Source organism: Olsenella sp. SW781 (assembly GCF_012027725.1).
Taxonomy (GTDB): domain Bacteria; phylum Actinomycetota; class Coriobacteriia; order Coriobacteriales; family Atopobiaceae; genus Thermophilibacter.
The window spans coordinates 47,799-72,329 of sequence record NZ_SJOU01000007.1; the positions used below are offsets into that span (position 1 = coordinate 47,799).

At 71.3% G+C, this 24,531-nt stretch carries 21 protein-coding genes; 1 reads left to right on the forward strand and 20 read right to left on the reverse strand.

Features of this window, described 5'->3' with window-relative positions:
* Positions 1 to 241: 241 nt before the first annotated feature.
* The 3 genes from E0L17_RS05615 to E0L17_RS05625 are packed head-to-tail and all read right to left on the reverse strand — an operon-like array spanning position 242 to position 6,083.
* Positions 242 to 1,318 (reverse strand): alpha/beta hydrolase, encoded by a 1,077-nt coding sequence (locus E0L17_RS05615; RefSeq protein WP_167930274.1) that lies wholly within the window; start codon positions 1,316 to 1,318, stop codon positions 242 to 244.
* Complete coding sequence (locus E0L17_RS05620; protein ID WP_353652954.1) at positions 1,318 to 4,878, reverse strand: UvrD-helicase domain-containing protein; 3,561 nt, start codon at positions 4,876 to 4,878, stop codon at positions 1,318 to 1,320. Before E0L17_RS05620 ends, E0L17_RS05615 begins: the two co-directional genes overlap by 1 nt.
* Positions 4,875 to 6,083, reverse strand: a complete 1,209-nt coding sequence (locus E0L17_RS05625) for a PD-(D/E)XK nuclease family protein (RefSeq protein WP_167930353.1) — start codon at positions 6,081 to 6,083, stop codon at positions 4,875 to 4,877. Before E0L17_RS05625 ends, E0L17_RS05620 begins: the two co-directional genes overlap by 4 nt.
* A gap of 763 nt (positions 6,084 to 6,846) precedes the next feature.
* On the opposite strand from E0L17_RS05625, the gene E0L17_RS05630 reads away from it, so the two are divergent.
* A complete protein-coding gene (locus E0L17_RS05630) occupies positions 6,847 to 8,181 on the forward strand; it encodes a hypothetical protein (protein WP_167930275.1) in 1,335 nt (444 codons plus the stop codon).
* Here E0L17_RS05630 and E0L17_RS05635 read toward each other — a convergent pair.
* The 17 genes from E0L17_RS05635 to E0L17_RS05715 form a co-directional block, all read right to left on the reverse strand.
* Positions 8,123 to 8,428, reverse strand: a complete 306-nt coding sequence (locus tag E0L17_RS05635; RefSeq protein ID WP_167930276.1) for a YerC/YecD family TrpR-related protein — start codon at positions 8,426 to 8,428, stop codon at positions 8,123 to 8,125. The two genes, E0L17_RS05630 and E0L17_RS05635, sit on opposite strands and share 59 nt — an antisense overlap.
* Before the next feature lie 286 nt (positions 8,429 to 8,714).
* The gene (gene efp / locus E0L17_RS05640; RefSeq protein ID WP_167930277.1) at positions 8,715 to 9,278 is read right to left on the reverse strand and encodes an elongation factor P; all 564 of its coding nucleotides are present in this window, start codon (positions 9,276 to 9,278) and stop codon (positions 8,715 to 8,717) included.
* 190 nt (positions 9,279 to 9,468) lie between these two features.
* Entirely contained in the window at positions 9,469 to 9,855 is a 387-nt protein-coding gene (locus E0L17_RS05645; RefSeq protein WP_167930278.1) for a DUF956 family protein, read from the reverse strand.
* Between the two features lie 106 nt (positions 9,856 to 9,961).
* Positions 9,962 to 10,900, reverse strand: coding sequence for a PTS system mannose/fructose/sorbose family transporter subunit IID (locus tag E0L17_RS05650; RefSeq protein ID WP_167930279.1), 939 nt, complete (start codon positions 10,898 to 10,900; stop codon positions 9,962 to 9,964).
* 18 nt (positions 10,901 to 10,918) lie between these two features.
* The gene (locus tag E0L17_RS05655; protein ID WP_167930280.1) at positions 10,919 to 11,731 is read right to left on the reverse strand and encodes a PTS mannose/fructose/sorbose transporter subunit IIC; all 813 of its coding nucleotides are present in this window, start codon (positions 11,729 to 11,731) and stop codon (positions 10,919 to 10,921) included.
* Positions 11,732 to 11,744: 13 nt separating this feature from the next.
* A complete protein-coding gene (locus tag E0L17_RS05660; protein ID WP_167930281.1) occupies positions 11,745 to 12,740 on the reverse strand; it encodes a PTS sugar transporter subunit IIB in 996 nt (331 codons plus the stop codon).
* Between the two features lie 303 nt (positions 12,741 to 13,043).
* Positions 13,044 to 14,165 carry a M24 family metallopeptidase gene (locus E0L17_RS05665; protein ID WP_167930282.1) on the reverse strand — a complete coding sequence of 374 codons (1,122 nt, stop codon included), beginning with the start codon at positions 14,163 to 14,165 and terminating at the stop codon, positions 13,044 to 13,046.
* Between the two features lie 84 nt (positions 14,166 to 14,249).
* Positions 14,250 to 15,446: a 3-dehydroquinate synthase gene (locus E0L17_RS05670; protein ID WP_167930283.1), complete on the reverse strand. Its 1,197-nt coding sequence runs from the start codon at positions 15,444 to 15,446 to the stop codon at positions 14,250 to 14,252.
* Positions 15,443 to 15,988 carry a shikimate kinase gene (locus tag E0L17_RS05675; RefSeq protein ID WP_167930354.1) on the reverse strand — a complete coding sequence of 182 codons (546 nt, stop codon included), beginning with the start codon at positions 15,986 to 15,988 and terminating at the stop codon, positions 15,443 to 15,445. Before E0L17_RS05675 ends, E0L17_RS05670 begins: the two co-directional genes overlap by 4 nt.
* Before the next feature lie 267 nt (positions 15,989 to 16,255).
* On the reverse strand, positions 16,256 to 16,756 hold the full coding sequence (locus E0L17_RS05680) for a YqeG family HAD IIIA-type phosphatase (protein ID WP_167930284.1): 501 nt from the start codon (positions 16,754 to 16,756) through the stop codon (positions 16,256 to 16,258).
* Positions 16,757 to 16,766: 10 nt separating this feature from the next.
* Positions 16,767 to 18,014, reverse strand: a complete 1,248-nt coding sequence (gene mltG, locus E0L17_RS05685; protein WP_167930285.1) for an endolytic transglycosylase MltG — start codon at positions 18,012 to 18,014, stop codon at positions 16,767 to 16,769.
* A gap of 78 nt (positions 18,015 to 18,092) precedes the next feature.
* Positions 18,093 to 18,506 (reverse strand): Holliday junction resolvase RuvX, encoded by a 414-nt coding sequence (gene ruvX / locus E0L17_RS05690; RefSeq protein ID WP_167930286.1) that lies wholly within the window; start codon positions 18,504 to 18,506, stop codon positions 18,093 to 18,095.
* 5 nt (positions 18,507 to 18,511) lie between these two features.
* On the reverse strand, positions 18,512 to 21,175 hold the full coding sequence (gene alaS / locus E0L17_RS05695; RefSeq protein ID WP_167930287.1) for an alanine--tRNA ligase: 2,664 nt from the start codon (positions 21,173 to 21,175) through the stop codon (positions 18,512 to 18,514).
* 167 nt (positions 21,176 to 21,342) lie between these two features.
* On the reverse strand, positions 21,343 to 22,641 hold the full coding sequence (locus E0L17_RS05700) for an AI-2E family transporter (protein ID WP_167930288.1): 1,299 nt from the start codon (positions 22,639 to 22,641) through the stop codon (positions 21,343 to 21,345).
* Between the two features lie 126 nt (positions 22,642 to 22,767).
* Entirely contained in the window at positions 22,768 to 23,586 is an 819-nt protein-coding gene (locus E0L17_RS05705; protein WP_167930289.1) for a SigB/SigF/SigG family RNA polymerase sigma factor, read from the reverse strand.
* A complete protein-coding gene (locus E0L17_RS05710) occupies positions 23,576 to 23,944 on the reverse strand; it encodes an ATP-binding protein (protein ID WP_167930290.1) in 369 nt (122 codons plus the stop codon). Before E0L17_RS05710 ends, E0L17_RS05705 begins: the two co-directional genes overlap by 11 nt.
* Before the next feature lie 2 nt (positions 23,945 to 23,946).
* On the reverse strand, positions 23,947 to 24,486 hold the full coding sequence (locus E0L17_RS05715) for a hypothetical protein (protein ID WP_167930291.1): 540 nt from the start codon (positions 24,484 to 24,486) through the stop codon (positions 23,947 to 23,949).
* Positions 24,487 to 24,531: the final 45 nt, after the last annotated feature.

Genomic DNA, 24,531 nt, shown 5'->3' on the forward strand with positions numbered 1-24,531 from the left:
TCCCAGACCGGCGGGGCGTCGCAAAATCCCCGCACGACGACTCCGCGGGGCCGAGGCGACATCCCAGACCGGTGGGGCGTCGCGAATCCCCCGCATCCCGGCCGTGCGGGGGTTTGACGACGCTTCGTGCGGGGAAAACGTCGCCTCGGCCCCGCTTGGCAGGCGTGCGGGGCCGAGGCGACGTTCTGAGGCGACGTTCTCGAGCGGCAGGACCGCGGCGCCCGGCGTCACGCCGCCCGGCTCATGCCGAGAAGAACGCGCGCAGGCAGTTGTGCAGGTGCGTGCCCCAGCTCGGATAGGAGTGCTCGCCGCCCGGCAGGCGCACCCAGGCGAGGTTCTCCCCATCCACGAGACGGTCGGGCAGCGACTCGAGCGCGGCGCGGAGGAACTGCTCGTGGTCCGCGAGCGCGAAGTCGAGGCTCCCGTTGCCGTTGTACCAGAACCCCACGGGATAGCCCGCGAAGTCCCCCTCGAGCGCCGAGCGGAACTCATCGACGTCCGCCCAGGCCCCCGAGAACGAGCCCACCCGGGAGAACCAGTCGAGGCAGTGCATCATGACGCTGTTGACGCTCGTCATGGAGCCGCGGGAGAGCCCCGCGAAGGCCCGGTGGTCGCGGGAGGCCGCGAGGGCGTCCGCGGACACGTCTCCCTCGGCATGGGTGGCATAGGAGCGCTCGACGAGCGGAACGATGTCGTCCCTGAGCTCGCGCCAGAAGTGCAGCGGCCAGAGGTCGGCGTAGGGGTCGTCCCCTCCCATGCTGCGGTCGACCTCGAAGCCCTCCGGAACCGAGTAGTACGACGGCGCCACCACGACCGTGGGCGAGATCGCGCCCTGGTCGTGCAGGGCGTCGAGGATGGCGCGCGTGCTCCGCCCGAAGTTGCCCTCCTCGTCGGAGAGCCAGTAGCGCTCGTCGCCCGCCGTGCCGTGCAGGAGGTAGAGCACCTCGTGCGGCGCCGAGGCGTCGTAGCCGTGCGGCAGGTAGACGAGCAGCCGCTTCTCCACGACGAGGTCGTCTCTGCCCTCGGCCTCCTCGACGGCGTAGGCGTGGCAGGAGTACGCGAGCTCCTCGACCGTCCCCGGCGTGGGCGAGGCCGCCGAGAAGAGCTCGTCGGCGGTGCCGAGCGTCGTGAGGAAGCCCCGGCCGTAGAACGCGGCCGCCTCGCGGGCGCCGCGGCCGAGCACCTCGTCGGGCGTGGGCGCGGTCGCCTCGGGGGCGTCGGCGGGGGCATCCGCCTCCCGGGAGCACCCGGCGAGCGACGCCGCCCCCAGCGCGGCGGCGAGCACGAGCGCCCTTCTCGTCATGGTCGTCCGCGGCATCACGCCTCACCTCCGTCGAGGGGCGTGGCCCCTCCCCCGCCGCCGAACTCGTAGCGGGCCACGAGGGGCTCGCCGGGGGCTGCCGGGTCGTCGCGCTCCACGCAGACGAAGGCGCACGTCACCCGCTCGAAGCCCTCGCGGAGCAGGACCCCCGCGTAGAACTCCGCCTGCATGGCATGACGCTCGCGAACCTCGTCGAGCGAGAGGCCGGCGTCGCCGGTCTTGTAGTCGACGACGAGCGCGCGGCGCCCCGCGGCGTCCGTGCAGAGAAGGTCGATGGCCCCCTCGAGGTGCTCGCCGTAGTCGGACTCCACCCGCTGGAAGAACGGGACCTCGGCGCGCGCGAGCGGCCACGAGAGCGCCTCGGCGCGGATCTTCGACCCCTCCCAGCGCGCGAGCGCCGCGCGCAGGCGCGCCGCGGCGCGCGGGGACAGGTTCCAGCGGCGGACCTGCGCGGTGACGCGGGCCTCGTCGGCGGCGCGACCGGACTCGACCATGGCCTGGGCGAGCTCGTGGAAGGCGGAGCCCAGATTGGTCGCCCGGTCGGCATCCTCGGTCGAGGGGGCGCCCGCGGCCTCGGCCTCGCGCTCCTCGCGCGTGGGGAGGGCCCGGGGGGCGGCGTCGGCGTCGAGCAGGGCGTGCACGCTCGAGTAGCTGAAGACGCCCTCGCGGGCGCGCCAGGTCACGGGAGCGCCGGGGCGCGCGGAGGCGTCCTGCTCGTAGAGGTCGAAGGCGCCCGCGCCCCCGGGTGCCGGGCCCACCGCGGCGTCGGTCCCCAGGCGGGCGAGCGCGGAGGGGTCGGCCGGCAGCTCCCCGTCGAAGCCGGGGAGCGTCCCGGCCGAGTCCGCGACGACGGGCGCGCCCGCGCCGCTCCCCTGGCGCTCGACCGTGACGCAGCGCAGGCGCGCCGGCGCGGAGCCGCCGTAGTCGACCTCCCGGACGCCCGGCTCGGGGTCCCAGTCGCCGCCCGAGAGGGCGCGGAGCGCGGAGGCGGCGAGCGCCGAGGAGACGCCCCCCTTGCCCGACGCCGCGGAGACGCCCACCACGAGCGCCTCGCGGGCGCGGGTGAGGGCCACGTAGAGGAGCCGCGCGCGCTCCTGCGCCTCGGCGGCGTCGTCCGCCGCGCGCAGGGCGAGGTAGCGGGCGGCGAGCGGCAGGCTCCGCGAGCGGTCCGCGCTCTCCTCGAGCTCCTCGGGGTCGACGTCCGCGAGCTTGGGCGCCTCGGCCGGGCGGAGCACGAAGACGCGCCCGCCCCCGGCCGCGGGCCCCGAGGCGACCTGCGCGTCCCCGCGCGGGTTGCCCCAGCACTCCGCCACGGCGCACACCCCGAACTCGAGGCCCTTCGAGGCGTGCACCGTCATGACGCGCACGGTGCCCTCGCCTGCGTCCCCCTCGCCGCCCGCGAGCGAGGCGGGCGGGACCTTGGACGCCGCGAGCCAGAGGTCGAACTCCGTCGCGGCGCGCGCCGCGCCGAGGCCAAGGTCGACGGTGAGGTCGCGCACGTAGCGCACCGCGGCCAGGACGTTGGCCGCGCGGGCGAGCCCCTCGGCCCCGCCCGCCTCGAGGCGGGCGAGCCAGCCCGAGTCGCGCACCACGTCGGCGACGACGTCGGCCACGGGCCGGCGGCGCACGTCGTCGAGCGCGCGGGCGAGGACCTCGTGGGCGCGCGCCAGGCGTCCCGAGGGCACCGCGTCGCGATAGAACTCCATGTCGGCGAGGCCCCGGTCGATCGTGCGCTTGGTGGGGGCGTCGAGCTTGACCTGGGCGCGCGTCCCCAGCTCGCAGAAGTCGTTGGCGTCGAGGCCGAACATCTCGCTCGCGAGCAGGGGGAAGAGGCCCGACTGGGTGTCCGCGGGGTTGGCGAGGGCGTGGAGCAGCGCCCGCACCACCTTGACCTCGTCGGTGGAGGTGAACGTGGAGCCGCCCGTGACCACGCACTCCATCCCCCGCGCACGGATGGCGTCGATGTAGGCGTCCGCATGCGTGGTGACCCCGAGGAGCAGCGCCATGTCCCCGGGGCGCTCGCCCGCGTCGCGGTACCGCGCGAGGGCGTCGGCCACCTGGGCCGCCATCGCGACCGTCTGATGGCGGGTCGCCCGACCGGCCCTGCCCTGTCCCGCGCAGACCTCGATGTCGATGCGCGGCAGGTCGCGGGCGCGATAGCGGTCCTCGCGCGCGGGGTTCGCGTCGAGGTGCATGAAGTCGGGCATGGCGCCCTGGCCCGCCGCGCCCCCGGTGCACACGCGCTCCACGAGCGCGAGCACGTCCGCGTGGCTGCGGTAGTTGGTGTCGAGCCTGACCACGTTCCTCTCGTCCACCTGGGCCCCGCGCCCGCGGAAGACGCCCACGTCCGCGCCGCGGAAGCGGTAGATCGACTGCTGGGCGTCGCCCACCGTGCAGAGGTGGCGGGCGTCGCTGCCCGAGAGGAGGCCGATGAGCTCGAGCTGCATCTCGTCGGTGTCCTGGAACTCGTCGACCATCACGAGCCTGAAGCGCCCCGCGTACGCGCGGCGCACCTCCTCGTGGTCGCGCACGGCGAGAAGGGCGAGGCGCACGAGGTCGTCGTTGTCCAGGCAGGCCTGGTCGAGCTTGAGCTCGTCATAGCGGGCGCGGACCCTGCGGGCGAGCTCGAGCAGTCCGCCTGCGAGCGGGGCCACCCGCGCGAACTCGACCTCGGCCCGGGCGAGGGCGAGCGCGGACTTTGCCGCGGCGACCTCGGCCTTGATCGCGCCGCGCGCCTGCGGCAGGGAGACCTCGGAGAGCGCGGCGGATACGGCCTCCGGGGTGAGCTCCGCGGGGGACGCCCCCTCCAGGCGGCGCAGCGCCTCGAGGGAGGGCCCCACCTTCGCGGCTGCCGCGGCGGTGAGCCGGAGGGCGCCGAGCTCCTCGACGCGCATGGCCAGCTCGCGGACCGCGTCGGCGACCGCGCCGGGGTCGCAGGGCGCCGGCGCGAGGTCGTCGAGCCCGCCCGGGAGCGACCCGCCCTCCCGCACGAGGCGCTCGACGAGGCCCATCGCCCCGGTGTAGCCGCTCTGGGGCGCGTAGGTCCCGAGCTCGAACTCGGCGAAGACAGGCGCGAGGGCGGCCTCGGAGCGCGCGGCGCGCATGACGTCGTCCATGGCGCGGTCGAAGAGCGCCGCCTGGCGGGAGTCCGCGATGACCGAGAAGGACGGGTCGAGCCCGAGGTCGAGCGCATGGCGGGAGAGGATCCGCCGGCACATGCCGTGGATCGTGGATATCCAGGCCTCGTCCACCGCGAGCGCCGCCTCCCCCATGCCCGCGCGGCGCAGCGTGGAGCGCACGCGCTCCTTGATCTCGCGCGCGGCGGCCTCGGTGAAGGTGATCACGAGCACCTGGTCGAGCCCGTCGAGGAAGGGGGCTCCCCCCGCGCCCGAGCCCGGCGAAAGCGCCCAGGCGACGCGCTGCGTGAGGGTGAAGGTCTTGCCCGAGCCCGCGCCCGCCTCGACGAAGAGCGGCTCGTCCAGGGTCTCGGCGATCTTGCGCTGGCGGTCGTTCAGGCAGGAGAGGTCGATCGTCGGCGTCAGGTCCTTCTCGCTCACTTCCCGAGCCTCCTCTCGCAGTTGAGCACCGGGCAGAAGAGGCACGCGTCCGCATCGACCGGCGCGGCCTCGATGTCCCCCGCGAGCATGCGGGAGATCGCGGCCGCGACGGCCTCCTCGCAGGAGTCGAGCAGGGCCTCCATGCCGCCCTCTCCCGCCCGGCCGAATCCCTCCGCCCGCGGGACGCAGACCCGCTCGAGGCGCGAGGCCGACGGCGCACGGCCCCCGAAGACGTTGTCCGCGATGTTCTCGTCCACGGCGCCGGCGAGCGCGTGGCCCCCCTTGGTGCAGAGGTAGACCGCGGCGCGCACGGTGAGGCCGGGGAAGGCACGGCGCACCACCTGGCCGTAGATGAGCGACTGCACGCGCCGGGGGAGCGCGGGCGCGCCGGGCGCGGGGCCGCCCTTGGGGAAGACGTCGTACTCCCGCGCGAAGCCCACGTCGGACTTGTGCTTGTAGTCGATCACCACCGCCTGGCCGTGGGCGTCCACGTCCACGCGGTCGATCGTGCCGGTGAGGCGCACCCCGGCGTACTCCACCTCCGTACCGCCGCGGCCGAACCCCCACTCGAAGAGGCGCGGCTCGAAGCCCTCGAGGAGGCCCGCCTCGTAGTCGAGCAGCGACGCGAGGTCGCGCCTGAGGCCTCGCAGCTGCCCGGCCTGCTGCGCGCTGTGGGCGACGAGCGCCTGCGGCAGCGGGCGGGGCCGCTTGCGCCCCATGAGCTGGTACTGGTGGGAGAGGTGCGCGTCGAACTCCTCCTCGAGGACGGCGCGGGCGCGCTCGAGCTCCTCGGGCGAGCGCGGGGCCGACCCGGGGACGCGCTCGGCGGGCGCCCCCTGCGCGAGGGAGACGAGCTCCTCGACGCGCGCGCGGTACTCGTCCGACTGCGTCGCGTCCGGGGACGCCGCGCGCAGGTCCTCGAGCACGTGCGCGCCCATCTGGCGCTCGAGCGCCCGGGCGAGCAGGTCGCGGTGGGTGACCTCGAGGACGCGGTGCGCGAAGGTGCCCATCTCGGCCCCGGTGAAGCCGGCGTCGGCGTCGCGCAGGCGGAGGCGCCGCAGGCTGAACCACTTGTAGGGGCACTCGAGGTAGGTCTCTATCTGGGAGGCGGAGAGGAGCGGGCGTCTCGGAGCCGACGCGGGCGGGGGCGCGGCCGGTCGTCGCGGCGTTCTCCCCCACGGGCGTCTCAGACCCCGAGGCCACAGACGACGCGCCCAGGGCGGCGCGCAGGTCCTCCGCGCCCGCGTCCGCCGCCAGGCCGTAGCACGCGAGGAGCTCGGTCAGCATGACGGACGGGTACGCGGGGCGCCCGTCGGCGCCGAAGAGCGGCCGCTCGAGCACCACGCGGCGGCGCGCGGCGCGCAGGGTCGCGAGGAAGGCGTCGCGGGCGGCGCGCAGGGCGTCCGAGCGCCGCTCGACGCGATAGGCCTCGAGCAGCGCCGAGGCGACGTCGTCGGCGACGGGTATCGCGGACTCCGTGGAGGTCTGGCCGAGAAGGACCAGCGCGTCGACGGAGCCGGGCGCGAGCGACGCCGCGGCGGACGGGGACATGACCCGAGCCACGCAGGACGCGCCTGGGACCGCCCGCTCGAGGCGCATCGTGGCGGGCTGGGCCTCGAGCGCGGCCTCGGCGACGGAGACGAGCTCCGCGAGGGGGACGGCGCCCGGCTCCGCGGGGTCGGCGGTGAGCCCGAGCTCCTTCAGGCACTTGGCGGCGCCCAGGACGGCCGAGAGCACGGACGACGCCTCGGGGGCCAGAGGCGAGGCGTCGTCCGCCCCCTGCACGTACGACGAGAGGAGCTTGGACGCCGCGGAGCCGAGCCTGCCGCGCGTGAGCTCGCGCGTGGCGGCGGCGACCTGCGGCGAGACGTCCCGCTCGGACGAGAGCTGGTCGAGCAGCGCGGCGGGCGCGAGCAGGCGGTTGGAGCGCCAGGAGGCGTCGAGCGCGCGGGCGCGGGAGGCGTCGACGTGGGAGACCTCCGAGAGGAGGAAGTCCGAGAGCTCGCGCGGCGGCCACCAGGACATGTCGGCGAGCGCCACGCGCACGCCGCCCTCGACCGGCGTGGGCGCGGGCCAGGAGGCGGCGAGCTCGGACAGGCGCGCGACCGAGCGGACGAGCTCGAGGTAGGCGCGGCCGCACTCGGTCCTGGTAACGGGGACGGAGAGCTGCGCCCGCACCGAGACGCCCCGGGCGCAGAGGCGGCCCGAGAGGTCGCGCCACGCGGCGGCGGGGTCGGGCGCCACGACGGCCACCTCGGACGTGCCCTCCCGCGCGAGGCGCCCGACCTCGCGGGCCACGAGCTCGGCGCGCGCCGACGGGCCGGCGGGCAGCAGCACGCGCACGGCGCCCCCCGGCCGGCACGGGCCCGCGTCGGCCCGGAAGAGCGAGGCGAGAAGGGCGTCGAGCTCCCCCTCGCGCGCGACCGGCCCGGCCATGGCCGTCGCGCGGGACTCGGAGACGTCGGCGCCGCGCTCCCCCGCGAGGCGGGCGAGCTCGGCCGCGAGCGCCTCGCGCCCGGCGAGCGCCGGGCTGGCGGCCTCCAGGGACACGAGCGTCACCGCCCCTCGCGCCGCGAGCCCGGCGACAAGCTCGCGCGCGGCGCGGGGCATCTCGGAGAACCCGGCGACGACCACCGGGGGCACCGCCGCCCCCGCGTCATGGAGCAGGTCGGCGAGGCCCGCCATGACCTCGCACTCCTCGACGAGGCCCGCGGCGGCGAGCTCCGCCCGGTAGGCTCCGAGCAGGCCCACGAGCGCGCGCTCCGCCGCGCTCGCCCCCTCGGCGGCATCGGCGTCGAGCATCCAGGGAAGGCCGCGCCGAGCGAGGCGTGCGAGGAGCGCGGAGGTGCCCGGGGACGGACGCGGGGAGCCGCCCGGCAGATCGGCCGCGCGAGCGAGGACGCGCGAGCAGAGGACCTCGCGCGAGACGGCGTCGACGACGCGGCGACCGTCCCCCCAGACCTCCCAGCGCTCCTGGGCCCAGGCGGAGGGGGTGGTGACGGTGACGCCGAGAGCGAGCCCGCGCCCCGCGAGCGAGCGCTGCGCGTCGAGCGCCTGGGCGAAGCTCGGGACGAGCAGCGCCGCGCGCCCGCGCTCCGCGAGCGCCCCTCTCAGCGCCCTCTCGACGGCGGCGCCGACGAGGGCCTCCTCGGTTGTTCTCACGACATGCAGCGACATGCGATCCTCACGACGCGACGGTTCTTCTCGCCTGAAATCGTACCGCAGGGCGTGGACGGAAAAGCGGTCACGCACCGTCGCCGATGCGGGCGAGGACCATCCGGTAGCCGCCCGCGGGGCCGTTGAGGCACTTGGAGACGCGCGAGACCGTCGTCGACGAGGCGCCGGTCGCATGCGAGACGTCGACATAGGAGGCGCCGGCTGAGAGCATCGACGCGACCTCGAGCCGCTGGGAGAGGTCGTCTATCTCGCGCGCGGTGCAGAGGTCCGCGAGAAACGCGCGCGCCTCCTCGGGCGTCGAAAGCGAGCAGAGCGCGGAGAGGAGCCGCGCCACCTCGTTCTTCTCGACGTTCCCTGCGCCCCGCTCGGCCATCCCGCTCCCCTCTCGTCCGCGTCCGGGAATACTTTAGCGTAATAAAGCAATCTGGCAAGTGGAATCTCGGGGTCGCCCCCTCTCGCGTTTGCTCGTGCAAACGTCACGGGCTCAGAGGGGCCCGAAGCGAGAAGAACCTGCATTTTTGCAGATCAAAGCCTATGTTTGCTTTTCGGGCGGCCTCCATCTCACCCGAGTTTGCTCGTGCAAACGCGGGAGGACGGCGCATGAAAAAACGGCCGGCGCCCTGAGGCGTCGGCCGTCGCGGTCACGCTGCGACAGACGGCTACACGCGGCTCACGAACTTGCCGGTGCGGGTGTCCACCTTGATGCGCTCGCCCTGGTTGAGGTACATCGGGACCTGAATCACGGCGCCGGTCTCGATGGTGGCGGGCTTGGTGCCGCCCTGGACGGTGTCGCCCTTGAAGCCGGGGTCGGTCTCGGTGATCTCGGCCTCGATGAACATCGGGGGCTCAACGCCGAGAAGCTCGGTGTCGGCGTAGAGGAGCTGGGCGTTGTCGTTCTCCTTGAACCACTTGGCGTTGTCGCCGATGAAGTCGGTGGGCAGCTCGACCTGCTCGTAGGTCTCGTTGTCCATGAAGTAGTAGGTGTCGCCGTCGTTGTAGAGGTACTGCATCTCCTTGGTGATGAGCTGCACGTTCTCGAACTTGGTGCCGGCGTTGCAGGTCTGGTCGATCACGCGGCCGCTCTTGAGGTCGCGGATCTTGTAGCGGACGAAGGCGCCGCCCTTGCCGGGCTTGACGTGCTGGAACTCGACGATCGTGTAGTACTTGTCGTTGATCTTGAGGCCCATGCCGTTCTTGAAGTCTGCGGTGCTGATGGTTGCCACGTGTGCTCTTTTCCCTCTATGCCCCTGCGGGGCGCGTACATACGGCACTGTATTCTATCACGCGCGCGGCGCGGCCATCAAAATGCCACCGGCGTCAGGCGTGCGCCACTGTGCCACTGGCGTCAGGTTTGTTTGGCACGCACATGGGGCGTGCCAAACAAACCTGACGCCAGTGGCACAGTGGCGCACCTCAGCCGCGGCGGGTGATGCGACGCCAGAGGCCGCGCACGCCCGCCGAGACGACGTCGAAGAAGTTGAGCGAGCGCACGACCTTCTCGTTGCCCACGTGGTCGCGGATGGCGCGCAGCGTGGCGTGGTTGTTGCGCGTGGAGAACGCGTAGTGGCCGTTCTGCTTGGTGAAGATCGCGAAGCGCGGGATGAGCCGGCCGCCGAACATCACCGAGGCGGCCACGTGGTCGATCTGGTCCCAGGGGATCTGGATGTAGTCCTCGACGTTCTTCTCGTTGTAGTACTCGAACGCGCGGTCCCCCACCATGACGTTGCCATAGGAGGAGAGACCCGAGAAGGACGACGCGGGCGTCGTGAGCTCGACCTTGGTGTTCTGAGACTGGGCCATCGTGGAAGCTCCTCTCGGTGGTACAAGAGCGGGGCCGCGCCCCGGAAGGTCATTGTGACACTTCCTGCGGGACGCGGCCCCGAGAAGTCGGGCCTGGGCCTGAGGCTTAGAGCAGGCCGATGAGGTGACCCACGATGCCGATGGCGAACATGCCGATGATGATGGCGATCGGGGAGACCTTCTTCTTGAGGAGCCAGCAGCACAGCAGCGTCACGCCCACGGCGGCGAGGCCGGGGATGAGGCTGTCGAGGTTGGCCTGGAGCGTGGTGACCTTCTCGACCTCGAGGCCGGTGGCGCCGAGCGAGCTGAAGCTGCTCAGGGCGTCGTGAATGGCCTGGGCAACGCCCGAGGAGTCGGCCGTGGCCTGGATGGCCGTCCAGTCGATGTAGGCGCCCTCGGACTGCGTGACGGTGGAGACCGTCGGCGCGAAGGAGATGGACACCCAGCGCTGGACGAGGCCGCCGATGACGAACATGCCGAGGATGGAGGCGCCCTCGGTGATCTTGCCCATCAGGCCGCCGGAGAGGTCCTTGGTGATGGAGGTGCCGAGCTGGTAGCCGAACTCCTGGGTGTACCACATGAACGCCAGGCGCATGATGTTCCACACCACGAAGAAGAGGATCGGGCCGAGGATGGAGCCGCCCATCGCGAGCGAGGCGCCGAGGGCGCCGAGCAGCGGGCGGGCGGTAAACCAGAAGACGGGGTCGCCGACGCCGGCGAGCGGGCCCATCATGCCGACCTTCACGCCCTGGATGGCGGTGTCGTCGACGGGCGCGCCGTTGGCGCGGTCCTCCTCGAGGGCGAGCGTGACGCCGATGACGGGGGACGACACGTACGGGTGCGTGTTGTAGAACTCCATGTGGCGCTTGAGCGCCGCGACCTGGTCATCCTTGTTGGTGTAGAGCTTCTTGATGGCCGGGATCATGGAGTAGCACCAGCCGCCGTTCTGCATGCGCTCGTAGTTCCAGGAGCCCTGGAGGAACTGGTGGCGCCACCAGACGGAGATGCGGTCCTTCTGGGACAGCTTGATCTTGTTCTCTGCCATGTGTACTCTCCTCCCTTCCTACTCGTAGTCGTCCAGGATGTCGCCGAGCGGGTCGCCCGAGCCGACGGCGCCGGCACCGGACTTGGCGACGTCCTTGAGGCCCAGGTAGATGAGGGCCAGGGAGACGCCGATGACGCCGAGGGCGATGAGGGTGAGCTGGGAGATGGCGGCGAGGCAGAAGCCGAGCGCGAAGAACGGCCAGACCTCGTTGGTCGCCATCATGTTGATGACCATGGCGTAGCCGACCGCGGCGACCATGCCGCCGCCGATCGTCATGCCCTCGTTGAGCCAGGCGGGCATCATGTTGAGGGCGCCCATGACGGCGTCTGAGGGGATGAAGCAGAGGGCCGCGGCCGGGATGGCGATGCGGACGCCCTGCATGCAGATGGCGATGATCTGCCAGATCTCGATGGCGGCGAAGTTGCCCTGCGCGGCGGCGCCGTCCTGGATGTGGACGACGGGGATGGCGAGGGTACGGACGATCATCGTCAGGAACAGGCCGGCCACGGACAGCGGCACGGCGACGGCGATGGCCGTGGAGATGGCCGTGGCCTGGTCGGAGCCGCCGTTGATGGCGATGACCATGAGGATGGCGGAGGCCACCGACGCGAGGGCCGCGTCAGGGGCGACGGCGGCGCCGACGTTGGCCCAGCCGAGGGCCATCATCTGCAGGGTGCCGCCGAGGATGATGCCAGCCTCGAGGTGGCCGCTCACCAGACCGATGAGCGTGCAGGCCACGAGCGGCTGGTGGAACTGCCACTGGTCAAGGACGCCTTCCATGCCGGCGAGGAAGGCAACGATGACAATCAGAATGATTGTGAATACCGACATGTTTCCCTCCTTCTTATGCCTGTGCGGCCAGCTCGGACTTGGCCTTGTTCATCATGCTGTCGAAGTTCTCGGGCGAGTCCGCCGGGACCTTGCGGACGTCGAACTTGATGCCCTTGGCAGCGAGCTTCTCGATGGTGTCGTAGTCGTTCTGGTCCATGGCGATGGCCTGGGTGACGACGACCTTGCCGACGGAGTGGGCCATCGAGCCGAGGTTGACCTCCTTGATGTCCACGCCTCCCTCGACGCACGCGAGAAGGTCCTGCGGGTTCTCGAAGAGCAGCATCGCCTTGGTGGCGCCGAAGCGCGGGTCCTTGGCGACCTCGATCATCTTCTTGATCGGGATGACGTGGGCCTTGACTCCCGGAGGCGCGGCCTGCTGGATCATCGTCTTGCGCAGCTCGTCGTGGGCGACGCCGTCGGAGACGACGATGATGCGGTCGGGGTTGGTCTGCTTGGTCCACGTGGTGGCAACCTGGCCGTGGAGCAGGCGGGTGTCGACGCGGCACATGACGAACTTGATGTGCCCGTCGCCGAGGACGGTGCCCTCGGGGATGGCTCCGGTCGGGGCGGACGCCGGGGCGGCAGCGGCCGCGGGCGCGGCCTCCGCGGGGGCGAGCTCCTCGGGCTTGATGCAGACGCCGGCCTTGGCCTCGGGATAGATGGCCTTGGCGACGTCCGCGGCGGTCTCGGCGCCCATGCGCTCGCCGTAGGCCGAGATGAGCATCGGCAGGTTCATCCCGCCGACGGCGACCCAGGTCGGGTGCTCCTCGAGGAGCAGGGAGACCTGGTTCCAGGGCGTGCCGCCCTGGAGGTCGACCAGGAACAGGACCTGATCCTGGTCGTCGAAGCCGGAGACAGCTTCGAGGATCTTCGCCCTGAGGTCATCTGGCCCCATGTCGGGCGTGAGCGTCACGGCGGCGACGTTCTCCTGAGGGCCGAAGATCATCTGGCCGGACATCTTGATGCCCTCGGCGAACGAGCCGTGACTGGCTAGAACAATGCTAACCACCGCTTACCTCCTTTTCCCAAACGCGGACTCTTACCGAACGGACAGTGCGTGCAGCATCGGGTTCCCCCCTGCACAGTTTCTCCCCCGTTGCTCCACGTACCGTCCATATTCTAGCAACTTGTGTGCATGCCGTGAAGATGTTTCGTTGACATTTCCTCGGCTAACGCGAGGGATGGCTCGTAGGCCGACGCCTATTGGGGGACAGGCCCCTTTTAGGCAAGTCTTTCAAAGACTTGCCTAAAAGGGGCCTGTCCCCCAATAGGCGCCCCAATAGGCGTCCCAAGGGCAGGTTCTTCTCGGCGGCTAGCCGACCACGACGAGGTCGTGGGTGGACTGGGTGAAGGGCTCGAAGCCGCCCTCGGTCACGAGGCCGAAGTCCTCGAGGCGGATGCCAAAGCGCCCGGGCAGGTAGATGCCCGGCTCGATGGTCACGACCGAGCCCGCGGGTACCGGGCGGTCCCAGAGGCGGTTGAAGTTGGGGCGCTCGTGGATCTGGAGGCCCACCCCGTGGCCGAGGCCGTGGCCGAAGAACTCGCCATAGCCCGCCTCGGAGATGACGTCGACGGCCACCTGGTGGACGTCGCGGCCGATCACGCCCGCGTGGACGGCGGCGGCGCAGGCCTCGTGGGCGCGACGCACGACGTCGTAGACGCGGCGCTGCTCGTCGGAGGGCTCCCCCACGCACACGGTGCGTGTCATGTCGGAATGGTAGTCGCAGGTGGCCGCGCCGTAGTCCATCACGATGAGGTCGCCGCGCTGGACGACGTAGGGGCCCGGCTGCGCGTGCGGGTTCGCGCCGTTTGCGCCCGCGGCGATGATCGTGCCGAAGGAGAGCGCGTCGGCGCCGTGGCTGAGCATGTAGTTCTCGAGCTCGACGCGAATCTCCTGCTCGGTCTGGCCGGCATGGATGAAGCCGCAGATGTGGTCGAAGGCGGCGTCGGTCACCCGCTGCGCGCGGCGCATGAGCTCGACCTCCTCGGCGTCCTTCACCATCCTGAGGTCGCAGATGTCGCCGTGCAGGCGCGGGGTGAGGCAGGCGACGGACGCGGCTGCGCAGGCGGCGTTGAACGCGTCGAAGAACGCGAGGTCGCAGGTGTCCTCCACGGCCACGACCCGGGCGCGGGCCTCGACGACGCGCGCGGCGGCCCAGGCGGCGGGGGCGACGGCCTTCTGGTCGATCTCCCACGCGCACCCCTCCCCGAGCCGCTCGCGGAACGTGTTGTAGTAGCGGGAGTCCGTGTGGAGCCAGAGGCGCCCTGCGGTGACGACGGCCGTGTGGGCCACCTCGTCGTCGAAGGTGCGCTCGGCCCCGGTGAGCCAGCGCAGGTCGGGGTTGTTGCGCAGGATGACCGCGTCGTAGCCGCGCTCCGCCATGAGGGAGCGGAGGCGCTCCACGCGTGCGGCGCATGCCGTGCTGTCTGCCATGTTCTTCTCCTTACGTGTTGTCGTTCGTGCCGCGCGGGGCGCGGCGGGAGGTGCCGAGAGGAGCGCGGGCGCGCCCCGGGGCCGTCAGACGGGACGCGAGGCGCACCAGGCGGCCACGTGCTCGGCGAGAAGGTCGTCGGGCACCATGGAGAGGCGCACCCGACCGAGCGAGCGGGGCAGCGCGAGCATGAAGCGGTTGGTGCGGCGGTAGCGCTCCTCGCGCATGGCGGCGAGAAGGGCGTCCGGGTCCACGGGCGCCTCGACGGTGCCGAGCCCGAGGCGCTCGAGCAGCTCGTCCTGCGTGAACATGTCGTCGATCGAGAGCTGGTCCTGCGCGGCGGAGAGGCGCGCGGCGAAGCGCATCCCGTCCGCGATCAGGGTCGAGCCGGGAACCTCGGGGCCGAGGAGGGCGCGCAGCGGGCGGGCGAGGTCCATCGCGTACGCGATGGACTGGCGGGTGGAGACCGCCGTGGACGAGACGACCCTGCCCCGGCTCTTGACCGAGTCGAGGAGCTGCGTGAGCGTTGCGGCCACATCCCCTGCGACGAGGTCGTCCGTGGCGTCCCACAGCCGCTCGAAGGCCTTGTTCGAGTCGCACGTCGCCGTCTGCGCCATGAGGGCGAAGGAGAGGCGGGCGGGCTCGCCGGCGGGGTCGAGGTCGAAGAGGCCGATGTCGACGATGGAGAAGCGCGCCGAGCCGTCCTGGGTCACCATGCGCGGGAGGCCGGGCAGGTCGAGCGCGCGGGGCGTCGCCCCGGCGACGATGGCGCTCGCGGCGTCGAGCGGGACCTCGGCGAGCGACGTGCCCCCGCACCACGACGAGCACGCGAAGGACGCCACGGAGAGCGCCTCGTAGCCGCCCACGGCGACGACAAGGTCGTCGGAGGTGATGCGCTCCTCGGCGAGAAGGGCGTCGAGCGCCTGCACGCGCGCGAGGTCGCACGCTCCGGCGGGCATCTCGAGCCGTCGCACCGAGAAGCCCTCGTCGGAGAGGTCGCGGTGGAGCCCCTCGAGGAGGGCCGCCGGCGCGCCCGGCTCGCTGACGAGCGCGCAGGAGTGGGGCTTCCCGACGACCGAGCGCAGGTCGTGCGCGACGCTCGATGAGATGCCGAGGCCCCCTCGCACGTCCATCGAGCCCCCGCGCAGCGTCACCCACTGGCGCTGACGGCGAATCTCAGGCGCCGCCTCCGCGGCCTCGGGCGCGGCTGCGGCCTCGGCCTCGGGCGTCTCCGCCGCTGCGGCCTCGGGCGTCTCCGCCGCTGCGGCCTGGTTCTCGCTCATAAGAGCCCCCTCTCCCAGAGCAGCTGCGCCGCGGCATGGGCGACCTGCTCGAAGGTCCTGTTCCTGATGTCGATGGTGACGTCCGCCGCGGCCTCGTAGAGCGGCCGGCGGTGGCGATACACCAGCTCGGCATGCTCGGCCGAGCCGAGGTCCGGACGGCGCTCGGGGCAGCGAATCTGCCTGAGCGAGTCGGCGAGGTCGCCGTCAAGGTACACGACGACCCCCATCTCGCGCATGAGCGAGCAGTTCTCCTGCCGCTCGACGATGCCTCCGCCGCAGCTCACGAGCAGCGACTTCCTGCCCGCGAGCCGACGCAGCTCGGTGGTCTCCGCGTCACGGAACGCCTCCTCGCCCTCCTGATCGAAGATTTCCGCGACCGACCTGCCGAGCCTGCGCTCGACGAGACGGTCGGTGTCGACGTACGGGCGGTGGAAGAGCGCGCCGAGGTTGCGGGCGAGGGTCGACTTGCCCGCGCCGAGAAACCCGACGAAGAAGATGTGGTCGCAACCCTCGTGAACGACGTATCCCCCACCCTGTGCCAGCACCGAACCTCCCTTGCATAACGTGCCGCCCTCGATTCTAGCAGGAGCCGCGAGACGCCCGCCAGGTTTCCTGACGAGCACGCGCACTCAGATGCGGAACTGAGTACGGTGCGGCACGCAAATCCGGAACTGAGTGCCCTCCGGCTCCGGGTCGGCGCTCAAATGCGGAACTGAGTGCGGGCCGGCGTCGTGGTTGGCACGCAGAGCGGGAACCGGGTACGGGCAAGTGCGCAAATCCGGAACTGAGTGTCGGCAGCGTGACCGGCGTCACTCCCCCTCGAAGGTGACGCCGCGCAGGGCGAGTCGCTCGAAGATGCGGAAGACGTGCGTGTACCAGAGGTCGCTGCGCGACTGCGGGCGCACAAGGACGGTGCGGACGCCGGCGAGGTTGCCGGCGGCGACGTCGGTGAACACCTGGTCGCCGATCATCACGGTCTCCTCGGGCGAGGCGCCCATGAGCCGCATCGCGCGACGCAGGGCGAAGGGCGCCGGCTTCATGGCGTGGTCGACCACCTCGACGCCGAGCTCGCGGGCCGTGCGGCCCACCTGGCTCGAGTGGAAGTTGTTGGAGACGAGGCAGAGCCCGATCCCCGCCGCGCGGGCAGCGTCGAGCCAGGCCACGACCTCGGGCGGCGCCGAGGAGGCGTCGCGCGGCACGCAGGTGTTGTCGCGGTCGAGCAGGACGAGCCGCACGTTCTTCTCGGCAAGCTCCCCCACGTCGACGAGGGGGAGCGACGCCACGTAGCGCCAGGCGCGGAACAGACCCATCGGACGCGCCCTACGAGTTGTTGGCAATGGCCTGCAGGTGCTCGTCGTAGGTCCTGCTGAAGGCGTACTCGGTCTCCCCGGCGTCATTGGTCCAGAAGAAGAAGTAGAAGTAGCCCTCGTTGATGTAGTCCATGTCGGGCGAGCAGACCGCCTGCAGCGACTCGAGGCCCGGGCTGCAGATCGGGGTCGGCGGCAGGCCCTGGTGGGCGTAGGTGCTGTAGGGGTCAGACTCGTCGTGGACCTCCTCGGCGGAGGGGTCGTGGCCCACCGAGTAGGCGGTCGTGGCGTCTGACTGCAGGAAGCCGTAGTTGGGGTCGCCCATGTTGTCCAGGCGGTTGTAGAAGACGGAGGCGACCTGGGCGCGCGTGCTCGGCGTGGACTCCTTCTCGACGATGGAGGCGAGGTTGACCATCTGCGCCACCGAGAGGCCGTCGGAGGTGGGGTAGCTCAGGTCGAGCGTGGCGAGCTCGGTCTCGAACTGGTCGAGCATCGTGCGGATGACCTCGTCGGCCGTGACCTCGGTGCTGGAGAAGCTGTAGGTCTTGGGGAAGAGGAATCCCTCGAGCGAGTCGTTCTCCACGCCCTCGAGGAACGAGTAGTCGGCGACGTAGTTCGAGGCCTTGGCCTGGGCGAGGAACTCGTCGGACGTGATGGGCAGCACCTCCTGGACCGCCGCCGCGATGCGCGCGAGCGTGTAGCCCTCGGGGATGGTGAGCGAGATCTCGGCGTTGGGGCCGGTCGTCAGCTGGTTGATGATCGAGGGGAGGTCGGAGCCGGCGGTGAAGGAGTAGCTGCCGCTCTTGATGCTCTGCTCGGCGTTCATCTGGCGCGCCTGGTTGAGGAACTCGCTCTTGTTGGAGATAAGGCCGGCGTCGTAGAGCAGGTCGGCCACGACGGAGGCGCCCGAGCCCTCGGGGACGCTCACGGAGACGACGGTGCCCTCGGCGACGGCCTGGGACTCGCCCCGGGTCTCCTGCGAGCCGAGGCTCGGCAGGATCACGAAGACCACCGCGAGCACGGCCGCCACGGCCACGAGGCCCAGAACGATGAAGGGCGCCCTGCTCCTGCGGCGGCTCCTGCCGCCGTGGTGTACGTTGTGGCTGCCGGCGCGTCGGGTGGCGGCGGCGGTGCGGCTCGAGACGCGCGTGCCCGAGAGGGCGGCGCGCGGCGCCGTCGCACCCTGGGACGGGACGCCCGCCTGGGCGCGCGGCCTGCGCTGCCGGCTCACGGGCTGCGACGCGGGAGCGGACTGGGGCACCTGCGCCCGGTTGCTCGTTCCGAAGTGAGACCCGCCATGCCGCGGGGTCGGGTTGGTGGGTGTTGCCATCGTGCCCTCTCAGTTATGTCTGGCGTCGAGCCAGGCTTGCAGAAACAGGCTCGCGGCCACCATGTCGACCTTGCCGCGCATGGCACGCTCGCTGAGCCCCTGTTCCCTCAGGATACGCTTAGCCTCGGCTGAGGACAAACGTTCGTCCTCAAACTCCAGCGGAAGACCGCACGCCGTCGCGATTCGCTCGGCCTGCTCCCGCACGCGCGCCGCCTGGGGGCCCTCCTCGCCCGCGAGCGTCATCGGCCTGCCGCAGACGAGAAGCTCGGGCTCCCAGTCCTCGAGCACGCGCCGGAAGGTGACCGCGTGCGCGAGCACCTCCTGCGCGGGAAGGACGCAGACCGGCGAGGCCACGCGGCCGGCAGGGTCGCTCACGGCGACGCCGACGCGGACCTCGCCGATGTCGAGCGCGAGGACCCTCACGGCCGCTAGATCCCGAGCGCGGCGCGCGCGGCGTCGAGCGCGGCGTCGATGCCGGAGGCGTCGGAGCCGCCGGCCTGCGCCATGTTGGGGCGCCCGCCGCCGCGGCCGCCCACGAGGCCGGCGATGTCCTTGATGATGGCGCCCGCGGCAAAGCCGGCGGAGACCGCGCCGTCCGTGCCGCCGGCGAGAAGGGCGACCTTGCCGTCGGGCGTGGCGGAGGCGATGACGCAGGCCACGGCCTCGCCGTTCGCGGCGTCGCGGATGCCGTCCCAGGCGGAGCGCATCTCCTTGCCGGTGAGGCCGTCAATGCGGGCGACCACGGCCTTGTAGCCGTCGAGCTGGACGGCGGCCTTGTAGGCGTCGGCGACCTTCGAGGCGCCGGCGCCGGTCGTCGCGGCCTCGAGGGCCTTCCTGGTCTCGCGCAGCTCGTGCTCGAGCGCGGCCACGCGCTCGGCGACGGCGTCCGGGCGGCACTTGAGCTCGCGGGCCACGTCGTCGAGGGCGAGCAGGCGCTCGTCGACGTACTCGATGGCGCCCATCGAGGTCACGGCCTCGATGCGGCGGGCGTTGGAGCCGACGGACCCCTCGGAGACGATCTTGAAGAGGCCGAGGTCGGCGGTGTTGCGCGCGTGCGTGCCGCCGCAGAGCTCGCGCGAGAAGGGCGCCTCGGACTCGCCGGTGGAGACGACGCGCACCACATCGCCGTACTTCTCGCCGAAGAGGGCGACGGCGCCGGAGGCCTTGGCCTCCTCGATGCCCATGACGCGGGTGACGATGGGCTCGGCGGCGAAGATCTGTGCGTTGACCATGCCCTCCACGCGGGCGAGCTGGTCGGCAGTCATGGCCTCGAAGTGGGTGAAGTCGAAGCGCAGGCGGTCGGGCGCAACGAGCGAGCCGGCCTGGGAGACGTGGTCGCCCAGGACCTTCTTGAGCGCCGCGTCGAGCAGGTGCGTAGCGGTGTGGTTGCGTCGGATGAGCTCGCGGCGGCCCGCGTCGATCGAGGCCGTGACCTCGTCACCCACGGAGAGCGCGCCCTCCTCGACCTCGACGGCGTGAGCGTAGAGGCCGTTCTTGACCTTGGTGTCGGTGACGCGCAGGCGCGCGCCGGCGGCCGTCGTGATGGAGCCGGTGTCGCCCACCTGGCCGCCCATCTCGGCGTAGAACGGCGTGACGTCGAGGACGACCTCGACCTCCTGGCCCGCCTCGGCGCGCTCGGCCTCGACGCCGTCCGCCACGATGGCGAGCACGCGCGCGGTGGCCTCGTTCTTGTCATAGCCGCAGAACTCGGTGTCGGCCAGGCGGTCGGAGAGCGCGGTCCAGACGTCGTTGAAGGTGCCCCAGGCGTCGCGGTTGGCGTTGGCGCGGGCGCGCTCGCGCTGCTCGGTCATGCAGGCGTCAAAGGCGTCCATGTCCACGTCATGGCCGGAGGCGGCGCAGATCTCGCGCGTGAGGTCGATGGGGAACCCGTAGGTGTCGTGCAGCTTGAAGGCCACGTCGCCGGGAAGCGTGGCGCCCTCGGCGAGGCGCTCGAGCTCGCCCGCGAGCAGCTCCTCGCCGGCGTCGAGCGTGGCGCCGAAGCGCTCCTCCTCGGCCGCGACGATACCGTCGATGAGCGAGCGGCTCTCCACGATGGCGGGGTAGTTGTCGCCCATGAGGCGGCAGATCTCCTCGACGTAGGAGCCGAGGAACGCGCCCTTGATGCCCGCGAGGCGGCCGTGGTAGACCGCGCGGCGCAGGAGGCGCCGCAGCACGTAGCTCCTGCCCTCGTTGCCCGGCAGGATGCCGTCGCCGATCATGAACGTGACGGCGCGGGCGTGGTCGGCCACGATGCGCAGGCTGCGGTCGCGCGCGGCGTCGGTGCCGTAGGCGTGCCCGGAGAGGCGCTCGCCCACGCCGATGAGCGTGCTCAGCAGGTCGCCGTCGTAGTTGGTGCCCTTGTGCTGCATGATGGCGGCGATGCGCTCGAGGCCCATGCCGGTGTCGATGTTGCGGTGCGGGAGCTCGGGGAGCGAGCCGTCCTCCTGGCGGTCGTACTGCGTGAAGACGAGGTTCCAGAACTCGAGGAAGCGGTCGCAGTCGTCGCAGCCGGGGCCGCAATCGGGGCCGCCGCAGCCGAACTCCTCGCCCTGGTCGAAGTAGATCTCCGAGCACGGGCCGCAGGGGCCGGTGGGGCCGGCGGCCCAGAAGTTGTCCTTCTCGCCGAGGCGCGAGATGTGGTCGTAGGGGACGCCCTGCTCGTGCCAGAGCTCGATGGCCTCGTCGTCGTTCTCGAAGACCGTCATGTAGAGGCGCTCGGGCGGAAGGCCCAGGTGCTCGGGGCTCGTGATGAAGTCGTAGGCCCAGGCGATGGCGTCGGCCTTGGAGTAGCCGCCGAAGGAGAAGTTGCCGAGCATCTCGAAGAACGAGAGGTGCGTGGCGTCGCCGATGTTCTCGATGTCGTTGGTGCGCAGGCACTTCTGGCAGGAGCAGGCGCCGATCTCGGGCATGGTCTTGATGCCCTGGTAGTACTCCTTGAACTGGTTCATGCCCGCGTTGGTGAGCAAGAGCGACGGGTCGTCGGGCACAAGCGACGACGAGGGATACAGCTTGCAGCCCTTGCTCTCGAAGAACCGGAGGAAGTCCTCGCGGATCTCGGCGGTGGTCATGGTCTTGTAGTCGGCGGTGCTCATATCGCTCCCCTGCGGTCGGGTCCTGGTGCGCATACAACCTTGTCAGTATAGCGCGAGCAGCCCTTCCGCGTGGTACGTCACGCAATCGCCGGGTTTTTCAGCTGGGCGCCGCGCGGCACCGGGGGGGGCGGTGAGGCGAGAAGGGCGCGAGAAGGACGGGGGCTCCCCTACTTCTCGCCCTTCTCGCCCTCGCGAAGGCGCTCGACGAGGCGCTCGACCGGGTGCTTGGGGCGCGGGGCGGCCGTGGCGGACTCGTGCTCGCGCGTCGCCGGAAGGATCTCGGACTCGGCGAAGCGCTCCTCGCCGAGGGCGTCGCTCGCGGGGACGGGGTTGCCGGAGGCGTCGTGGAAGGGCGTGCCCTTGAAGAGCGCGCCGTCGTAGGACACGATCTGCTCGCCCGTGCGCGTCTCGAAGTAGAAGACAAAGAGCCCCTTGGCGATGGCGCAGAGCGGTATGGCCACGACCATGCCGAGCGGCCCCAGGAGCGCCGAGCCGATCATGATGGCGAGCAGCGACAGCACGGGGTGAATCTGCATCGTGGACTGGTTGATGCGCGGCACGATGAGGTTGTCCGTGACGTTTTGCGCCACCATGGCCGCGATCATCGTCCAGAACGCCATGACGGGGCTGTAGAAGAGCGCCACGCCGGTGGCCACGATCGCCGAAATCGACGGGCCGACCACCGGGATGAAGTTCAGCACGCCGGAGAGCACGCCCATGAGCCCCGCATAGGGGTGGCCGGCGAGCATGAAGCCCACGCACGCGAGGCTGCCCTGGATGATGGAGTCGATGAGGGTGGAGCGCAGGTAGCCGCCCACGGAGCGCGAGACGACGGCGAGCGTGACGCGGTAGTTCTCCGAGCGGCGGGGTCCGAGCACGAGGCAAATCTCGTCGTTGATGCGCGGGTAGTCGCAGACGAGCCAGAACGCGAAGACGAGGCCGAGAAACACGGTGAAGACCGCCGACGCGATGTTGCTCACGGCGGGGACGAGCCCGTTGCTGATGGCGCCGAGCAGCGCGGAGACGAGGCCCGAGAGGATGCTCTGGAGTGAGCTGATGAGCGAGCCCGTGTCCACGTACTCGCCGATCTGCTTGAGGATGTCGTGCTGGCGCTCGAGGTCGGCGAGCCACGACCCCATCTCGGAGATGCGGGCCGGCAGGTCGCGCAGCAGGTCGGTCATCTGGGCGAAGAACAGCGGGATGATGAGCGAGAAGAGCAGCACCACCGCGAGGGCGACCACGATGACGCCCAGGATCGAGGCGACGCCGCGCGGCACGCGATGACGCGCGAGCCAGTTGACGAGCGGCGAGGCCACGTACGCGATGAGGCAGCCCGTCGCGAGGAACAGAAGCACGCTCGAGAGGCGCCCCAGCACCATGAGCACGACGGCCGCCACGAGGATCGCCCCCACGACAGTCCACACCCTGAGGCAGGCAAGGCGCACCCGCGCCGCCCTCTGATCCATGTCTCTCCTCCCGTTGCCCGTTCGGGTGCCTATTTGCCTATTTGGGGACAGGCCCCTTTTAGGCAAGTTTTCATCCCTGCAAACTTGCCTAAAAGGGGCCTGTCCCCAAATAGGCAACTAGGCAGATCAGGCCAGCCGGCCCTCCGGGTCGATCTTGTCCTGAATGCGGCGCAGCGTGCGGCGCAGGAGGCGCGAGACCTGGACCTGCGAGACGCCCAGGCGCTCCGCGATCTCCACCTGGGTGAGCCCGTCCTCGAAGCGCATCTTGACGACCTCCCGCTCGCGCGGGGAGAAGTCGGCGACGGCCTGCTCGAGCACGATGCGGTCGTCGGTGGCGGCGAGGTCGGCGTCCTCGGTCGCGTAGTGGTCGATGACCGAGGGGGCCTCCTCGTCGTCGGAGGACCCGCCGCCCTCGAGCGGCACCGAGCTGTAGGCGCTCGAGGACTCCATCGCCTCGAGCACCTCGTCGACCGAGGCGCCCAGGTAGTCGGCGATCTCGGCCACCGAGGGGCTGCGCTGCAGCTGGTTGACGAGCTCGTCGGTGGCCTGGTTGACCTTGGCGGAAAGCTCCTGCAGGCGGCGCGGGACGCGCACCGACCAGCCCTTGTCGCGGAAGTGGCGCTTGATCTCGCCCATGATCGTGGGCGTGGCGTAGGTCGTGAACTCCAGGCCGCGCTCCGGGTCGAAGCGGTCAATCGCCTTGATGAGGCCGATCGTGCCCACCTGGACGAGGTCCTCGAGGGACTCGCCGCGGTTCTTGAACTTGGACGCGAGGAAGCGGACGAGGTTGAGGTGGCTCACGATGAGCTGGTCGCGCGCCTCGGCGTCCCCCTCCTGCTTGTAGCGGCGGAAGAGCTCGCGGGTGCGGTCCTTGTCCCAGGCGGCGCGGCCCGCGCGCGACCCCGCCCGGGCGCCACGTCGCCCGGAGAGGTCCCTACTCTCCATGGGCGTCCCCCGCCCGCTTGACGAGGTGCAGGACGCGCCCGTCCTCAGAGACCGAGAACACGTCGCACACGGCGGAGAGCAGCACCTCGACGAGGTCTATCGACTCGTCGTCGGGCTCCTCCTCGCCAAGCGAGAAGTCCATGGTCACGGCGTCCGGCGCAAGCGAGAAGGACACGTCGACGGCGTCCGGGGACGTCGCGCACGCGTAGACGAAGCCCTCCTCCGCGACCATGCGCACGTCCTCCACGTCGTCGACGCTCATGTCGCAGCAGACGGCCAGGGTCGAGGCCGTCATGCGGACGGAGCGGGCAAATCCGGCCTCCGCGGGGACGCAGAGGCGCACGTTCTTCTCGGTCATCACTACTCCTGCTCGGTGTCCTCGGCGGCGGGGGCGTCGGCGGCGGACACCTCGCCGTAGTCGACGTAGCGGACGGGGGCGCGGTCCGGGCGCTCGGCGCGCTCGGACTCGGGGGCCTCTTCGAGCTGGGCGGCGTGCTCGGCGGGACCGGACCCGGTGATCCGGGACATGACGCTCGCCACCCCCGAGGCGGCGCTCTCGGCGACGCGGTTGACCGCGCCGGTGACGCTCGAGGCGGTCCCGGAGACGGCGGAGACGTCCGCCAGGATGCCGTTCAGGCGCTCCACGGAGACGTTGGCCGCGGCGATGGTGGTCTCGGCGCTCTCGGCGAGCGGGGCCATGTGCTTGGCGGCGGGCTCGAGCTCGTCGACCACGCCGTCGAGCTTGGCCACGACCGGCTGGACCTGCTCGATGAGGTCGTTGGCCGAGGTGGTGACCTTCTCGATGTCGCGGCGGGCGCTGCGCACGGTGAGGGCGATCTCGACGACGGCCCACACCCCGACGACGACCAGCACGAGCAGAGCGATTTGCAGGTAGTCCATAGCGCCCTCCTTAGAGCGTCCGTCTCGGGGAGATGATGCCCCGAA

Excerpts from the sequence above, each read along its gene's own strand:
- E0L17_RS05650 (WP_167930279.1), bottom strand. The coding sequence starts at position 10,900 with ATGGCAGAGAACAAGATCAAGCTGTCCCAGAAGGACCGCATCTCCGTC.
- alaS (WP_167930287.1), bottom strand. The coding sequence starts at position 21,175 with ATGAGCACCGCCGACTACAAGACCATGACCACCGCCGAGATCCGCGAG.
- E0L17_RS05665 (WP_167930282.1), bottom strand. The coding sequence starts at position 14,165 with ATGGCAGACAGCACGGCATGCGCCGCACGCGTGGAGCGCCTCCGCTCC.
- E0L17_RS05700 (WP_167930288.1), bottom strand. The coding sequence starts at position 22,641 with ATGGATCAGAGGGCGGCGCGGGTGCGCCTTGCCTGCCTCAGGGTGTGG.
- E0L17_RS05645 (WP_167930278.1), bottom strand. The coding sequence starts at position 9,855 with ATGGCCCAGTCTCAGAACACCAAGGTCGAGCTCACGACGCCCGCGTCG.
- E0L17_RS05615 (WP_167930274.1), bottom strand. The coding sequence starts at position 1,318 with ATGCCGCGGACGACCATGACGAGAAGGGCGCTCGTGCTCGCCGCCGCG.
- E0L17_RS05680 (WP_167930284.1), bottom strand. The coding sequence starts at position 16,756 with ATGGGTCTGTTCCGCGCCTGGCGCTACGTGGCGTCGCTCCCCCTCGTC.
- E0L17_RS05670 (WP_167930283.1), bottom strand. The coding sequence starts at position 15,446 with ATGAGCGAGAACCAGGCCGCAGCGGCGGAGACGCCCGAGGCCGCAGCG.
- E0L17_RS05715 (WP_167930291.1), bottom strand. The coding sequence starts at position 24,486 with ATGGACTACCTGCAAATCGCTCTGCTCGTGCTGGTCGTCGTCGGGGTG.
- E0L17_RS05635 (WP_167930276.1), bottom strand. The coding sequence starts at position 8,428 with ATGGCCGAGCGGGGCGCAGGGAACGTCGAGAAGAACGAGGTGGCGCGG.
- E0L17_RS05655 (WP_167930280.1), bottom strand. The coding sequence starts at position 11,731 with ATGTCGGTATTCACAATCATTCTGATTGTCATCGTTGCCTTCCTCGCC.
- E0L17_RS05705 (WP_167930289.1), bottom strand. The coding sequence starts at position 23,586 with ATGGAGAGTAGGGACCTCTCCGGGCGACGTGGCGCCCGGGCGGGGTCG.
- E0L17_RS05710 (WP_167930290.1), bottom strand. The coding sequence starts at position 23,944 with ATGACCGAGAAGAACGTGCGCCTCTGCGTCCCCGCGGAGGCCGGATTT.